At 42.3% G+C, this 15510-nt stretch carries 16 protein-coding genes; 8 read left to right on the forward strand and 8 right to left on the reverse strand.

Translation table 11 applies throughout. The annotated features are described in order from the left end of the window. Window position 1: 1 nt before the first annotated feature. The 5 genes from ACJHX4_RS21745 to ACJHX4_RS21765 all read right to left on the reverse strand — a co-directional run bounded on the left by ACJHX4_RS21745 (window position 2) and on the right by ACJHX4_RS21765 (window position 4818). Window positions 2–1273, reverse strand: coding sequence for a type-F conjugative transfer system secretin TraK (locus ACJHX4_RS21745; protein ID WP_000592090.1), 1272 nt, complete (start codon window positions 1271–1273; stop codon window positions 2–4). After that, window positions 1273–2061 carry a TraE/TraK family type IV conjugative transfer system protein gene (locus ACJHX4_RS21750; protein WP_000783153.1) on the reverse strand — a complete coding sequence of 263 codons (789 nt, stop codon included), beginning with the start codon at window positions 2059–2061 and terminating at the stop codon, window positions 1273–1275. Before ACJHX4_RS21750 ends, ACJHX4_RS21745 begins: the two co-directional genes overlap by 1 nt. Window positions 2062–2072: 11 nt before the next feature. Next, on the reverse strand, window positions 2073–2423 hold the full coding sequence (locus ACJHX4_RS21755; protein ID WP_024152015.1) for a type IV conjugative transfer system protein TraL: 351 nt from the start codon (window positions 2421–2423) through the stop codon (window positions 2073–2075). 17 nt (window positions 2424–2440) lie between these two features. Next, window positions 2441–2794 (reverse strand): hypothetical protein, encoded by a 354-nt coding sequence (locus tag ACJHX4_RS21760; RefSeq protein ID WP_000423602.1) that lies wholly within the window; start codon window positions 2792–2794, stop codon window positions 2441–2443. Between the two features lie 1148 nt (window positions 2795–3942). After that, window positions 3943–4818, reverse strand: coding sequence for a RepB family plasmid replication initiator protein (locus tag ACJHX4_RS21765; protein ID WP_000594612.1), 876 nt, complete (start codon window positions 4816–4818; stop codon window positions 3943–3945). A 476-nt stretch (window positions 4819–5294) separates the two neighbouring features. Here ACJHX4_RS21765 and ACJHX4_RS21770 point away from each other — a divergent pair, with 476 nt between their 5' ends. The 4 genes from ACJHX4_RS21770 to ACJHX4_RS21785 all read left to right on the forward strand — a co-directional run bounded on the left by ACJHX4_RS21770 (window position 5295) and on the right by ACJHX4_RS21785 (window position 8370). Continuing rightward, entirely contained in the window at window positions 5295–6350 is a 1056-nt protein-coding gene (locus ACJHX4_RS21770) for a hypothetical protein (protein ID WP_001065779.1), read from the forward strand. A 17-nt stretch (window positions 6351–6367) separates the two neighbouring features. Next, complete coding sequence (locus tag ACJHX4_RS21775) at window positions 6368–6568, forward strand: hypothetical protein (RefSeq protein ID WP_000594931.1); 201 nt, start codon at window positions 6368–6370, stop codon at window positions 6566–6568. Beyond that, on the forward strand, window positions 6565–7281 hold the full coding sequence (locus ACJHX4_RS21780; RefSeq protein ID WP_046788421.1) for a zinc finger-like domain-containing protein: 717 nt from the start codon (window positions 6565–6567) through the stop codon (window positions 7279–7281). Before ACJHX4_RS21775 ends, ACJHX4_RS21780 begins: the two co-directional genes overlap by 4 nt. A 234-nt stretch (window positions 7282–7515) precedes the next feature. Beyond that, on the forward strand, window positions 7516–8370 hold the full coding sequence (locus ACJHX4_RS21785) for a hypothetical protein (protein ID WP_000970403.1): 855 nt from the start codon (window positions 7516–7518) through the stop codon (window positions 8368–8370). 8 nt (window positions 8371–8378) lie between these two features. On the opposite strand, the gene ACJHX4_RS21790 is transcribed toward ACJHX4_RS21785, so the two are convergent. Beyond that, on the reverse strand, window positions 8379–9191 hold the full coding sequence (locus ACJHX4_RS21790) for a DNA adenine methylase (protein WP_001121575.1): 813 nt from the start codon (window positions 9189–9191) through the stop codon (window positions 8379–8381). A 369-nt stretch (window positions 9192–9560) separates the two neighbouring features. On the opposite strand from ACJHX4_RS21790, the gene ACJHX4_RS21795 reads away from it, so the two are divergent. From ACJHX4_RS21795 to ACJHX4_RS21810, 4 genes are all read left to right on the forward strand, one after another. Further along, complete coding sequence (locus ACJHX4_RS21795; RefSeq protein ID WP_000114859.1) at window positions 9561–10724, forward strand: hypothetical protein; 1164 nt, start codon at window positions 9561–9563, stop codon at window positions 10722–10724. Window positions 10725–10971: 247 nt separating this feature from the next. Then, a complete protein-coding gene (locus ACJHX4_RS21800) occupies window positions 10972–12663 on the forward strand; it encodes a DUF4942 domain-containing protein (RefSeq protein ID WP_042634269.1) in 1692 nt (563 codons plus the stop codon). Then, window positions 12660–12836 carry a hypothetical protein gene (locus tag ACJHX4_RS21805; RefSeq protein WP_000070863.1) on the forward strand — a complete coding sequence of 59 codons (177 nt, stop codon included), beginning with the start codon at window positions 12660–12662 and terminating at the stop codon, window positions 12834–12836. The genes ACJHX4_RS21800 and ACJHX4_RS21805 overlap by 4 nt, the downstream gene beginning before the upstream one ends. Window positions 12837–13326: 490 nt before the next feature. After that, entirely contained in the window at window positions 13327–13608 is a 282-nt protein-coding gene (locus ACJHX4_RS21810; protein WP_000535422.1) for a hypothetical protein, read from the forward strand. A 57-nt stretch (window positions 13609–13665) separates the two neighbouring features. Here ACJHX4_RS21810 and ACJHX4_RS21815 read toward each other — a convergent pair whose 3' ends face one another. Both ACJHX4_RS21815 and ACJHX4_RS21820 read right to left on the reverse strand, forming a co-directional pair. Then, the gene (locus ACJHX4_RS21815) at window positions 13666–14262 is read right to left on the reverse strand and encodes a hypothetical protein (RefSeq protein WP_046788420.1); all 597 of its coding nucleotides are present in this window, start codon (window positions 14260–14262) and stop codon (window positions 13666–13668) included. Window positions 14263–14277: 15 nt separating this feature from the next. After that, window positions 14278–15506, reverse strand: a protein-coding gene (locus ACJHX4_RS21820; protein ID WP_152919722.1) for an IS3 family transposase whose coding sequence is annotated in 2 segments (ribosomal slippage) — window positions 14278–15191 and window positions 15191–15506 — 1230 coding nt in all. Because the reading frame shifts where the segments join, the coding sequence is not laid out codon by codon here. Window positions 15507–15510 lie beyond the last annotated feature (4 nt).

Raw genomic sequence — 15510 nt, forward strand, 5'->3', positions numbered from 1 at the left:
ATTATTTTCTGATTAGACTTGGTCTGGTTGTAACCCGGGCCTCGCGTTCCTTGAACAATTTATCCCGGACTATGTAAAGCTCTGTTTCTTCTCCCGGTTGCAGGTATGCTTTATCAAATAAAGCACTTGCAATAACGCCTTCTGCCATACACTGCTGATCAGCAACGATTTGACCGTATGGTTTATCGTTTTTCACAAGAATTACATCAATAAGTTCACGTGAGCCAACCAGTCTCTGACCGAGCTTTGCATACATATTAAAGTTACATGGGGACTGCTCTGACGCAGGAATACGAGAAAGTCGGTCCTGTTGTAAACTGAATCCTGAAGGGACCTCACCAAGAGCCACAGGAGTCAATAAATCAATGATTCTTTGTTTATGATCGTCTTGTTTTGGATCCGATGGAGCCAGTTCTTCTGACTGGGAGCGGGCCAACATTTCCTCATAGTTTTGCTTATCCAATGAGGTTTCACGTTTGGCTTGCATAGATGGGCTTAAAGATGTAGTAACTGAAATCATCGCACCGGGAACATCAAGCGGTACCAGGGTCAGGTTATAGGTCGATTCAGGTACCTGATCTTCCGACAACATAATCCCGATTGGTTTATCGGTATTAGTTGAAATAAAGACATCGCCACCATTAACAAATATGCTTGCCTCTTCAGCAGGGGTAGAAGTGCTGACAGAAGCATTCTTGAAGCTGGTCGATATTCTGTTTTGAAGTCCTCGTGAAACTGGCAGTACCACATTCCCACCAGGCGGCACATTTACACGCTGAACTTCTTTATATCGGTTACGAGCTTCGACATAAAGTTCATCGGCTTTTGACGTGGCGGTCGCATTGGTTGCATTCTGCTGGGAAGAGGTACCTGTTGGTCTCCCATAGCTATCAATTGCACCAGAGCGGGTCTGTGCGTCAAATCCGGGGAGACTAGGATTATTTGATAATGCTCCAGTAATAGCGCTTACCGCAGGCGAAGCATTGCTGGCTGGGGAAAGTTGCACGGTAGGGAGATCAGTTGTAGGTTTTTGTCCCTGCGCATTACCGGCTTCACTAAGGTTTGTTTGTGCACCTGACTGTTCAGAACCAGCTTGACCCGGAATAATGGCTTTTGCAGCTCCATTCTGAAATCCGTCAGCACCAACTGGCATTACAACCGGGTTATTAATTGTTGCTGGCAATTGGTATTCTTCAGCGATTACGCAGTTCGAAGTCGTGAGCATGATCAATGCGGTAATTGCGTTGAACCCTAAGCCCTTTTTTTTAATCATCACTTGTTACCTGTAGACGGTGGCGGATTATCCAGCGTTGCCAGTTGCTCTTTGCCGTTTATCGTAATTTTTTTAATATTCGGTGTTCCGGAATATTGATTTACATATGCAATTCTTGGGCGACCATTTTTCATCCCGAGAACCCATTCATAAGTCCATTTCGATGATTCAGTTTTGTCCGGAACATTTACAAGTCGAGTCGTTTTGGTACCCCAGACATAGACCATGTCATTTTTTGGATCAAAGTAAATATCATTAGGCTTAAAGGTCTGCTCAACACCACGAGCCTGCATGATATTTATCTGCTCCTGTAAAGACTCACTCGTTTTAGCCTGTAGTTCAGGTGAAAGGGCATCGAGGACATAGGCCGTCACAAAGGAAATATTAGTTGGATTAATATTCCCTAAAAGGGTACTAAAAAAGAGAGCCCATTGTGTTTTATAAGATTCCGATGCTTTGTTACCAACAACCGTGATCTCTTCATTCATGTTTGGAGGGGTAACAATCGTCACTGGGTCAGTGAAAAAAAGAATCTTTGCAACCAATAACCCAATGACGGCTATTGAAACAGTATTAATGCGGATAAGTTTTGTATCACGATTAATCAGGGCGCTGTATGTAATTCCAGCACCTGACGCTTCAGCTTGTGGGCTAAATCGTTTTTTAATGTCCAAAAAACGTCCCTTAGCACTTTCATCTTTCTTTACGTATGACTGTTCAAGATCACCGTTTTCATCCTTTTTAGATTTTTTGAAAAAAGGGATGTTAATGCCACTTAGCATTTTCATTCATAGCTCCATCAAGAATACAAATCTCTGATAAATGGATCGTTGAAATAACGGCTACTAAAAACTGCTTTACCTGGCAAAAAACCGAGCCACCAGAGTCTGTGTTTTAGCAATCCTCTTATTCCTGACTCAGCTGCTTTGTTATACGCAATCCAATATACAACCGCTACTACAACAGAAAACCCGAAGCATTCGAAGATATTCCCAAATGCAACCAGAATGAATGCAAGCCCTATTTTTTTTGCATCCCAAAACAAAATCAGTAGAGGCATGTTGATCCTGAAAGGGAATCTATAGGTATGCTGAGGAACGTCGTTCTGCTTACTCATTAAAAATCCAGAGAGGGGGATGAACCCCCTCATGCATGATTAACAATAAATTACAGCGGTACGCCAGCATCCATAAAGGTGCTGATAATTTTCTCGCCGTTGGCCATTACCAGCATCATGAATAATGAAACCAGTGCCAGGCCCGGGTTAGGCTTAAGGACAGAGAAATATACGCTTGAGATCAACATCGCGGCTGCCAGAATTTTGCCCGGAGCTCCAGTCATACTTTCACTCATGTATGACCAAATATCTCCCAGTGCCCCATCATCTGAACCCGCATATGCCAGACCGCAAAAAAGCACGGTCAGCAGAACAAACAAAATCACTTTTGCGCTTTTTGTTTTAAAAAGTGCAGCCGTGTTAGATTTCTTTTCACTAAGGCCAATATTTAAAGAAAGTTCCATAATTACTCCGTGTAGATTTGAGTTCACGTAAACGCGAATGAATAATACTTTTTTATTCCGATCCTTCCGTTCGCATAAACCCCCTTTTTTTAACGTTTAGCGATTGGTGAATTTTTAAGCAAAGGGGCCTAAAGCATAATCTTTGAAAAGTACCAGTGAACGCTTAGTAAAAGTTTGAAAGAGGGGAGGGGGTAAGATTACGTTAAGCTCAATCCTGAAGCTGATGAGACTCCTCAAGCATAAAAGTCACTTTTGATGGTTTGAAAAGCTCTAACTAGATATCGGGCAGGTAACTAAGCTTCATATCTAATCTTTTTTGTTCCCTTAATATCTATCTCTTGATTCTGAGAAGGCCGCATATCACTGTGCTCCCTGGTTCGGCAACTATCAGTTGGAGAAACTACATACAATCCTCGGCCGGTGCGTCATTCATCTAAATGCCTTTTACACCTCTGGGCGTGAGTGGGACTTTGTCTTGTCCATATGAACATCATTCATTCGAATGCTTTTGGCCAATGCTATTTAAGCAAATGCTTTCTGGCTGAGTCCTTTTGCGAATGAGTCTTTGATATAACTGCATGAATTTTGGGTTGTTTGGTGTACTAACAAAACAAAGGCATTTCTTTGAATGCCATTGGAGTTGTGATGCTTCTGATATTTTTTTGATCTCATATCAAACACATAGTCCTTCTGATGCCCAATGTCATAGATGTCTTGGACCATTCTCGCTCTTAACAAAGCTGTACTGTGTGTCATTCGACCTAATGCCATTCACCAAAATGCCTTTTTATACCACTGCATAGCTATGCTCGGGATACAGTGGCAAACAAAAGCATTTCAATGAATGATTTTTTGGGATACCGACATCAAAAGCATTTGTATGAATGTAAGAGGCGTAATCCACAAAAGGCATTCACGTGAATAGAGTGCGCACGAAACCATCTTGCTCCACGGCATTTAATGAATGGGCTAGCATGTACGCTTGAGCCAGAAAGGCATACAGATGAATAGTCAGGAGTTCGTTTGAAAAGTTACTTTTTTGCACATTAAGCCGAGATGTAAGACCAGTAGTAAAAGAAGCACTAAGCATAGCACTGATAAATAACTTATTTTTCAGCATGTTATAACCAGTGCATACCTGGTAGCTTTCAACCTTGTTTGGCGAGGGCCAGCTTAGGGCTTCTTTTGAAGATCTGAAATTGTATGTCGCGACCTTTCTTAACTTCTTGATAATCGAGATATCCGATAGATTCAAGTTCCCGCATTGCTTTACGAATTATCTGGTTTTGCGTACGAATAGGGGTTGTAAGAAGCAACCTTTCCCTCAACCGTTTCATATTAACGAACAACGTACCAGCTGGCATTGCTTCAAAATAAATATAGAGAGATTGCGCAGCTTCTTTTTTAGCCAAAATGTATAGAACCTGAAGGCTTAACAATGTCTTATGGTCGTAACGATACAGTTCCCACATAGAAGGATCCCCAACCAACTCAACAGTATCGCTTTTTGGATCAATCATAGCCTTCTGCACCAGATGCGTTACTGTGAACCGACCACTCCGAGAGTCTGAGAAGGCAAGCACTACCGATGCAAGGTTCATTAATGACTCTTTAAAGCGCGCACGAGTTCGTTTGTTGATGTTTGTTGAACTGATACCACACATCTTCGCAAACTCGTTAAAAGTCAGGGTAATCTTCTCGGAAGTAAAACCATATTTACTGAAAGCCATGATGATCCCGAGCCAGCACTTAAAGTCGGTAGACATAGATAGTTTGACACCAGTTATCTTGATGTCGTCATAACCCTCCGATCTTGCAATTTCCATACACGAAAGCTCATCAGAGGCATCAACTTCAAAGTTTCGGTCGCGGTTTTCTTTTGTGCCGACAGGGGTAAATACACTCAATCTCAACAGGGCCACGGGCTGAACCGACTTGGACGAGTTAGGCGTCAGTTGATAAGTCTTACCTGATTCATTACTGGTTACGTCAAAAGGATGGATTAACTCGTTGTTTTTAATCATTAACTTAACTCGTCGGTGATAAGATTTTCATTTGGCAAACTGTTTATAACATATTCTTGCAAATGCTTTTTACGCATTAACCTAAATGCCATAAGCATTCCAGTAAATGCCTTCCTTATTCATTCAAATGCTTTTCGCATGCATCCGAATGCCGGATCCTTTCATAAAGTCACTATAATCAATGAGTTAAAGATGCCGTGATCTTTACTTGAACTCTATTGATCTTTAGTGATCTAAAGAATTGATCTATCCTGTTGAAAACAATGATAAGTCCATATAAAACAAGGAATAGCGCTCCTTTAACAATATCTACAGATCGCAAACGGAAATGAACGAGGGTCTACTATCATTGTTTTATTCAAGACAGTTTTTATTTTAATTTTATTAAGCAAATTTTTTGAGTTTACCTTTTAGATGTATCAGCCCTATTTGGCAAATTTGAGGTTCATGTATCATGTAGTAAACAGGAGGAAGATATGAACAACAGCAAACATACAGTCATTGAAGTGGATACTAATCTAGTTGAAATTGAAAAGGGATTTAATCCCCGAGAGGCGGTAATCGGAGATTTGTGTTACGAACAAGAACCTGTCAAGTCGATGATTGTGTCAATCAAACAAGCCTTTAAGGAAGGAAGGCAGGTTGATATGATCAAGGTCGTAAAAAGAAAAGGTAAATATTTAGTTCGTCAAGGTCATACTCGTTTTCATGGCTTAAAATTAGCAATTTCTGAAGGTGCTAATATTCCAAAATTATCTGTTATCCTAATCGATTATAAAAACGAAATTGAAGAATACCTTGAGAACCTCGATGGTAACAGAAGCAATGGGCTAAATCCGGTTGGGCAAGCTCATGCATTAGCTCATGCTGTTAGTCTCGGGTATTCGGTTGAAGAACTAGCAATGCGATATCAACGATCAACTACCGCAATTCGTAATATGCTAAAAATCCTTGATATGCCATTAGAGCTTCAACGTTTGATTAGCCTAAATCTAATCAAAAAAACGCTCGCCATTGAAATAATGTTAAAATATTCCAACGATCACAAAATGGTTTTAAAACATATAGAAGGTTTCTTACCTGGCGTTAAGAATATTGAGACTACAACGAGCAAAATTGTAGGCATACCTGAACACAATGCAGCTGGAGCAGGACCAGACACCTTAAATAAAGGCGGACCAGAAAAGAAAAATTCGGCAGTCACTCGTAAGACTTTGGGTATTAAGCGCCTCTCGCATAAGAAAACAGAACGGCTAAAATCTGAATTTCTTGAGCTTGTGGAAAGTACACATACGGAATCTATAACGAATACTCAAACAGAACTAAAATTTGGTAGAGATAGTGCACACTTGTTCAAAAATGTTAATAGTAATAATGTAATATTTTCCAATGATGGTGTTCAAATAATCTTGAATGATGAAAAGCTAAATATTTTATTGTCTTTACTTAACGACGAAAATACAGCAATCATTGTTTCTAAACCAAAATTAGAAGAGCTTCTGGAAATTCGAGATCTCCTTAAGGAATATTAAAAACGAGGATTAGTTGAGTGATTAAACCTATAAAGCTGACTCTTATCGATAATTATAGTGATTTGCTTCTAACTCATGAAGTCCTTAAACGCAACATGGAAGAGTTAGAACACGGTAAACGTTTTGATCAATTTCCTGAAGGGCATGACCACTATGAAAAAACTGTGAAAGAAGCTGTAGCAATCGTAGAGGCACGTTTGGAGGTGTTTCGAAAATGAAATCTCTTTTCTTTACTCTTGATGGTCATATGGTACCAGCCTCAGTGAATGTATCACTTAACGGAGATGGAAATTATTATGCACCTATCGAAAGAGAATGTAACGAATGTGCGGGCACAGGCCACAAAGGGGCTGATTTATGTGAAAAGTGTCATGGGGTACAAACAGTTGGACCCATTATTGAAAAATTAGTGGCACTAGAGCCAATTACCTTTCTCGATAACATTCCGGAACTGCGTGTTAACCCAACACTCGAAGCATGGAAATCCAGAAACCACGTCCTTATTGAGAAAGCAAAAAAGGCTAACACTAAGTTTTCTAATAGTATATTGGCGCAATTAGACAATAACCGTTTCTTGACAGAACGCCAGCTGGATTGTTTATTTACAACTTTTGATGTGATGTTGTCTGAAACTCCGGAAAATGAACAAGAAATTTTAAAACATAGCTACAATATCGGCCAGGTCATAAGCATTGAACTAACATTTACTGAAGTCAGGGCCGCGTACGCAAAAAGTAAAGGGAGTTATTTTTTTACATTTACTGGTAAAGTTAGAAATGACGGGATCGCTTTAACGGCCGATAAACAGGATCACATTTTATTGGGTGAACGTTATCATTTGACTGGAAAAGTCAGAAAATTCTATGAATTTGATTCGAAAAATTATGCTGCAATAACAGTTTTTAAGTTAAATAAACTCCAAGACAGTTAAATGTTTTTGCTGCTTAAATATAGAGCCAAGACTTTAACTGTCGTTAGGACTCACTCACGTAATATTGTTGCTTACGCAATGGGTTTTATCCCTCATAAAGATCTGCGAGTATAAATCTTTTACATTTAAATTCCCCTCTATCAGAACCTTTTCTATTGTAAAAAAATGATAATCTTATTAATTATAATTTTAATTTTTTGTATACCAATACCATACAGTTAAGGCTAAAAGGTGATGATGGAGATGGACTTTAAAATGCACAATGATCTGGGTCTCGGTTTCATTTGTAAAAATGCAAGAACATCGTCAAAGCCAACGTTAAGAAAAGTTACTTTTCCGGTAAGCGCATATGAAACGTCTAAGCTTTCTTTAACCGGTTTTCAATGCCCCACAGCCTGCCGTTTTCCTTTTTTTGTGCTATGCATGATAATCCATAACCATCTTTCGTCTGCATGCCCTATCACCCAAAATGAATGTTCAAATCATATCTCGCAATTTTCTATCGACATTAAAGTACAAGATTGGCTTAGCCGTTCAAGAGTAGCGTTTATTGATTTCCATAATCTTAGAAATACAGATAAAACCACTTTAATAACAGTGAACCATCTTGAAGCTTTACTTACTGTTATGTCGACTACTCTTGTCGCTTATGTTCCATATTCAAAAAAGAGACTAAACTTTAGCTTTCTAAACTCATTCACTTTGTCTAAAACTTCTCAAAGTTACACATTAACTTTCCCGGTAGTTCTCAGTCCGCTTTTAGATGCTCTTGGCGACTTCATTCAGGAATGCATAACCGAAAAATTGTTAAAACGACGAAATTCGAATTTCATGGTTTACGAGTATCTTAAACGTTCAGGCCAGAGCTCTCATAAAGTGGAGGACATTAATAACGACTTACAGCTTAAAAGTCTAAATATAAGACTTATGAGCGTCCTTACTGGCCTTTCTCAGCAAGGACTCATTTCATTTATTTGCGAAGGAAAGAGGGGCGACCGGAGAATAGAAGAGCTTCAGTTTATACCTTATGTTCAACGAACTTACCCTGAGGTATTAACTTTTGAGGAATGGATTAGCCTAGTTGATTAGAATTTACTCTATTTCAGCACGGCCAGTATTTCTGTTTCCGTTTTCCGTGTATTCGGCTTACTTCCTACGGATCGGTAAGCGCTGAGTCTGTGTATGACGAATCCACGCTCTTCATAGAGGCCCAAAGTGAATGATGTCAGGCTATTTGATATCGCAACAGCAGCGCCTTTTCTGTGAGCGTCAACGAGCATATTTGCTAACAGCACGTGGTCGCTTTGGCTGAACGGTTTACCATCGTAACTGACAAAACTAGTTTTGCTTGTTTTGTCATATGGCGGATCACAGTAAATCTGATCTCCTTCACCGGTTGCGGCCAGAGTCTCCTCAAAACCAGCGGTGATCAGTTCAATACCTGAAAGACGAAATGAAAGGTAGTCTATTTTATTGAGGTCAAGCTTCAGTTCTGTATGTTTCCCCCACGGCACTGAATAGATTCTTTCTGAGTTATAGCGGCACATACCGTTATAGCCCAGGCGATTCAGGGAGTAAAACAAAGCCGCTCTTTGAAGCGATTGACCAGAAATACAGGTTTTGTTGAAACGGTCCCTCATCTCATAGTAGTCCTTTTCGACAAAGGTTTTATCCGCCAAGTTTTGGACCTGATTTATAAAGTTAGTTTTCTGTCTTTGAATAGTCCTGTATAGGTTGATCAAGTCTGGATTGCTATCTGCAAGCAATGCATTTTGTGCAAACATGTTCAGAAAAACGGCACCACCGCCTATAAAGGGTTCTACCCACCGGCAACTATGATCGTGTGGGTAGTGATGGCTGATGAAAGGCATCAGTTTCGTTTTTCCACCAGCCCATTTGATTATCGGCATGTGTCTGAGATGTCGAGTCAAAGTGTCTATACCTGAGAGAGAAATTTAGGTGCTGGTATCGTACCTAACCACGGGCTTTAACTAATAACTTAGGGAGCAAAAAAAAGTTGTTTAAGACGCACAGTTTTGACTTTCAGCATTTCGGATTTATAAGATTTTTCCTCACTTATACCTGAACTTTATGTTTTGGATTTATGTATTTGTTTATGAAGCGATTTTTATGCCATCACAAGTAATGGGGAGCCACCTTTTTTTGTAAAAAATCAGAATAGGCTCAAAAAGTACCTTTTTTGCGAAAAATTATGAATTTTTTTTTCGGTAGTATCCCCGCTACGCAGAAAGTAAGCAGAAAAATGTAACGGAGCCCCTATGAGTGTTTTACTGACAGAACCTACACAGCAAGCTAATGACAAGGTCTTTAAAACGGCCCATGTTGCCTTTTCAGTAGTTACTGGCACAGGCCGTTACGTCACTGGGCTTAAACAGTTCCGTGATGCAAACCCTGAACTTTGTACTGAAGTAAGTGACCAGAAAGCATGGGCTATCCACCCTTCAGTAATTCAGGTCACGCCAGGCTTCAACTCCCGCGAAATGGGAATGGGTGACGATTACTATAAGCTCCCTGAGGTTGAAGAACACATCTACAACATCAAGAATGCCTACATTCGAGGTGACTATGTAGACCCTATCCGAGTACGTGTCATTGATGGGGTACCTTTTGTTCGCCAGGGGCACTGCCGTTTAAAAGCCGCAATGATGGCATGTGATGAAGATCATGACATCACAATCCTTTGCGTTGAGATTAAAGAAGATGAAATTGGCTGTGAGCTCGCGACCATTGATGGTAACCGTGGTCTTGCGCTTTCTCCTGTTGCGCTTGGCGAGTCCTATCGTCGCCTACATTCTCTTGCTGGCTGGTCACTCGAACGAATTGCTCAACGTGAAAATAAAAGCCCGACGACCATCAGTTCTCTTATCCGCCTGACAACCTGTTCTGTTGTTATCAAGAAATGGATTCATGCTGACGCTATTTCGTATGTTAACGTGCTTTCACTGATCGATGAGCTCGGCGAAACAGAAGCAATTTCACGTATCAAGAAGATGATCGCAGAACTTGAGCAGGCCGATGCGAATGGCATCACGGTGAAAAAAACCCAACATGGTCAGGTACGAGTCAGACCTTCAGACTTCAAGCCAGCACGGATTCCGCCGGTTATTGCCACAAAAGCCGTAGAAGGCGTCAAACTCATCACCACCAGCTTATTACAGAAACTGGGGGATATTGAATTGCCGGAGCTGACAGATTCAAGTGCTGACGAAGAAATCAACATTACGTTGAACCGCAGTACTCTGGAGATGTTGAGAAATCTTTCAAAAGAGATCACAGAATCAGAGAACAAGCAGCTTCGCCGTGCGGAGAATCGTCAGGCAAAACTTAATGGTGAGAAGCCAAAATACCCACGTAAAAAAAATGCTAAGAAGGCAGGGGAAGAGACCGATCAGGATACTGACCCACAGCCGGACGCAGAATAATTTACTTTTGGCAAAGTGCTGGTTTTGTCAGAGTCATTAAGGATTCAGGCTTTTTGCCCGCCTTTTTTAAACCTCCATGTATCGTTCTTGCCCCGTTTATGCGGGGCTTTTTTTTTGCTTCTTTCTATGAGTTGACATCTTTAAGTTTTATTCAGAGACATAAAAAACTTTTTCGTGTCACTGAACCTATTAGGTTACTGAGCGACGTTGCTATCCTGGTAAAAGTTTTTTCTAAAGGACCGGTAAAATGTCATCTCTTGATTCTGAAGCTAAACCCGATAATGCAGGTCACAGCGTACTGGCTTTAACAACCTCTCATAGCCTGGTGGTTAGCTCTCCTGAAACATTTCTTCCAGATATGCGCAAAGAGCTCGGCATTATCGCGGATCTTGTTGAGTCCTATAATGATGAACTCTGCTTGTTGAAACTCATGGCTGTCCAGTTCAAAACCCACAATCACCAGAAACTTTATTCTTATCTCTCAGGCTACAACCACAGCATCTCAGAAGCGGATGCTTTGTTCGCAGAAAACGCTCTGAGATCAGAATACTGGAAATGCGTTATGGCACTCACTGATGTTTTGCCTATCATGTCGGATGCCAAACGTAACGAATGGGATAAGCAGTTTACGGCCGACCGTTATATTATGCCGCCTCAGGTGATCCCTGATTTCACAGCTGACGCTGTAGTGGGCACAGTCGTTGCTTTGCTTAATGACCGCAATCAATTTATTAAAGAAAGGGTTTACGACGTCTTCCAGTCTCTGAGCCGCAGTCACAAGACAAACAAAGCTTTTGGGTTCTCCACCCGCATGATCACTACCGGAGTTTGCGAGCCGTCTAAATACCCCTGGCAGAAATTAAGGGTGGATTTTAAAGAGTCTGGCATTTCACCGCTGAGCGAGCTCCGCGTTATATGCGCATTCTTCCGTGGCGAACAGGTGAAGGCGATCCATAACACCAAATCATTGGTTGAGGCGTTGGTCGAACATGAGGGGTTCAGAAAATGGATCTGCATCGATGGCAACAGTATTCGTTTCAGGGTTTACAAAAATGGATCAATGCATATTGACGTCCACCCTGATATCGCCGAGCGGCTTAACAATATTTTATCAGCTATCGTACCGCTGGCATTACCTGCCGACCGTATGGCTCATAGCAAGAAATCTTTGGAGGCATTCCCTGTACTTAAGCAGTGCATCGACTTTGATACCCGGATGCAGCTTTCTGAACTGATGTTTAAAAATGACGGGGACAATAAATGGAGTTGCTGGACATCTTTAGGGTCTCTCGCCGAACGCAAATCTTCGAGTGTTGCCGCTGACACCCTTCGGTTCTTAGGGGCAACAGTAACAAAATACGATGTGACATTTTCCTATGATCCGTGTGAGGTTATTCGTTACATCGGCCAGATAGGGGAGATGCCTGATATTGTATCGCATCAGTTTTACCCTTCATCTTGCCGAATCAGCGAATATGTATCTTCCCTGCTTGGTGCAGGGGAAGGGGATACCCTCCTGGAGCCTAATATTGGCCATGCGGATTTGCTTAAATCATTCCCTGCCGGTGTGATCGTTACTGGCATCGAGCTTGATACTTTGAATTGCCTTATCTCCCGGGCTAAGGGATACGATACGACAGAAGCTGACTTCCTCACATGGTCTAAGTCTAATCAACAGAAGAAGTTTGATTATGTCGTGATGAACCCACCTTTTGCCGATAACCGGGCCAGGCTGCATCTCCAGGCAGCTGCATCTCATCTCGCAGCCGGGGGATCTCTAGCAGCCGTTCTTCCATTATCTCTTCAGGGGCTCGATAACCTTTTGGGGGAAGAATTCCGGACGGAATGGATGGACGTTTTTGAGAACGAGTTTGAAAACACGACCGTTTCGGTTCGCATCCTGTACGCCGAACGTATTCAACAAGAGGAAGTCCTATGAGCAACCAACCCACCAGCCTGCCAGAAGAAGATATTGAGTTTGTTATGGATACCTTTCAGAGGAGCATGGGTAAATCCAAGCCTGTCAGGGATACTCAACTAGAGGGTGAGAAACCGCAAAGTAAAGAGTCCGCAAACTCAACTGAAAACCCCGGTTATGAAGAATTCTATTAATTACGCTCATGATATCCTGGTGCAGTTATTTAGAATGATATTTGAGGGATGGGGGACATTGTGATTAAAAGGCGTAACATTCGACGATCAGTTTATGGATTGCTTATTGTTCTTATCGCCGGAAATGTGTGGTTAGGCCTTAGAGCTGATAAAATTCATAAAGTGCGTTATCAGGATTTCTGATCACCGGCAACTGTGATTAAAGTAACTGTAATGCCTTCAACGAATGAAACCCAGCTCAGTGGTAAAATCCCTAAATCGGTAAGAGTTTCAAACAATTATGTTGAGTACTCGTTACCGGGCACACTCTCGGCCAAGACCATTTACCGAAGCGTGTTAGAAGATGAGATGCTCACTTTGCTTAATGCTGGAGGTCAACTTGAAGTTAAATACACTCTGGACAAGCAGACAAATCGAACTAAGGTATGCACTAAGTGCTTACGGGTGATTAAAGATATTAACCATCAATATTCAGCCACTGAGGTAAAGCATGGGCAGTCCAAAATTTGAAATTGCTGAGCAAATTAAAATGTGGATCGTTGTTTATCTAGTTTGCTTTTTAGCACTTTACTGTGTGTTAAGCGCTCTACATGCGCTTTATGATCCGCTAAATTTACCAGCCCTGACGTGGCCTATCAGCTGGTTCCTGGTGCCTGAAATGACAAGTTTTGGCAGTGCATTATTAGCTTTTGTCCTAACGCCAGGCCTTTGCTCTATAATTGCTGTTTTATTCGGTAAGTCTATCTTTAAAAAAGCTAAAACAAAAATATAGAGTTAATTAGATTGGTGGCTCAGGTTTATAAAACCTCTCACTAGTGAGGTTTATTTTTTATTTTTGGCTGAGATTAACAGCGTTTTCCATAAATGTATCAATAACAACCGTAAGAGACTGGCTGGTACCATGGCTATACTCAGGCCAGGGTAAAAAAGGATATGAAGAATACGCCATCAACATGATACTGGTTGGGCAACGCCAGTCCGTTGGAACACCTTTACTGTAATGGACAATCATAGCCGGGCGACTACAATCAATATCTCCAGCGTTTTTATCGAGTACGAAAGTAGCCAGAACGCCGGTGTCCTTCTGGGATACGAAAACAAGGCTGTCAGTAAAAATAAAGGCCATTAAGGAAGAGGCCAGGAAAGCGCCAGTAAATAAGGACTTCTTCTCTTTCCAAACGCGTCGAGCATATAACCCCATTAGCGCTACCGCTGAAACCATTCCGTACCACTGAGCACCCAAAGAAAAATCTGTTACTGTTTTAGATGTCATACTTTCATTAATAGTAATCATTGCGACAATGAATGGTGATGCGATTCCAAGTGTTGCTAGGACTATCAGCGATATTTCAGACCGGTTTTCTTTAGCGGATCCTTTACTTATTGCAGACATTGCTCTGAACATAACGAATGTACTGTTGAGCATCAGATGGATTTGCCCCTATATTTCCAGACACCTGTTATCACTTAACCCATTACTGGCCCGCTGCCGTAGATATTCCCGTGGCGAGCGATAACCCAGTGCACTATGCGGATGCCATTCGTTATAATGCTCGAACGCCTCTGCAAGGTTCTTTGCTGCCGTTAACCCGTCTGGTTTAGGCATGATACTGATGTAGTCACGCTTTATCGTTTTCACGAAGCTCTCTGCTATGCCGTTACTCTCCGGACTCCGCACCGCCGTGTTCTTCGGTTCAAGCCCCAACATCCGGGCAAACTGCCGTGTTTCATTAGCCCGGTAGCATGAACCATTATCCGTCAGCCACTCTACTGGAGACGCCGGAAGCTCGTTGCCGAAGCGGCGTTCCACCGCTCCCAGCATTACGTCCTGTACTGTTTCACTGTCGAAGCCGCCCGTAGTGACTGCCCAGTGCAGTGCCTCACGGTCACAGCAGTCCAGCGCGAACGTGACTCGCAGTTTTTCTCCGTTATCACAGCGGAACTCGAACCCGTCAGAGCACCATCGTTGATTGCTTTCTTTCACGGCCACTTTGCCAGTATGTGCCCGTTTCGATGGCGGTACAGCGGTTTTTCGCTCAAGCAACAGCGCATTCTGGCGCATGATCCGGTAAACACGTTTGGCATTGATAGCAGGCATACCATCAAGTTCGGCCTGTCTGCGAAGCAGCGCCCATACCCGACGATAACCATACGTGGGCAGCTCTCCGATAACATGGTGTATACGGAGAAGCACATCCGTATCATCTGAGTGACGGCTGCGGCGACCATCTTTCCAGTCATCGGTTCGTCTGAGAATGACGTGCAACTGCGCACGCGACACCCGGAGACAACGGCTGACTAAGCTTACTCCCCATCCCCGGGCAATAAGGGCGCGTGCGCTATCCACTTTTTTGCACGCCCGTATTCAACGGCTTCTTTAAGGAGTTCATTTTCCATCGTTTTTTTGCCGAGCAGGCGCTGGAGTTCTTTAATCTGCTTCATGGCAGCAGCAAGTTCAGAGGCAGGAACGACCTGTTCTCCTGCGGCCACAGCAGTAAGACTTCCCTCCTGGTATTGCTTGCGCCAGAGAAATAACTGGCTGGCTGCCACACCGTGTTGCCGGGCAACAAGGGAGACCGTCATTCCCGGTTCAAAGCTCTGCTGAACAATAGCGATCTTTTCCTGTGTAGTACGCCGTCTGCGTTTCTCCGGTCCTAAGACATCAATCATCTGC

This window comes from Escherichia sp. WS2035 (genome assembly GCF_046487065.1).
GTDB classification, from domain to species: Bacteria; Pseudomonadota; Gammaproteobacteria; order Enterobacterales; family Enterobacteriaceae; genus Escherichia; species Escherichia coli.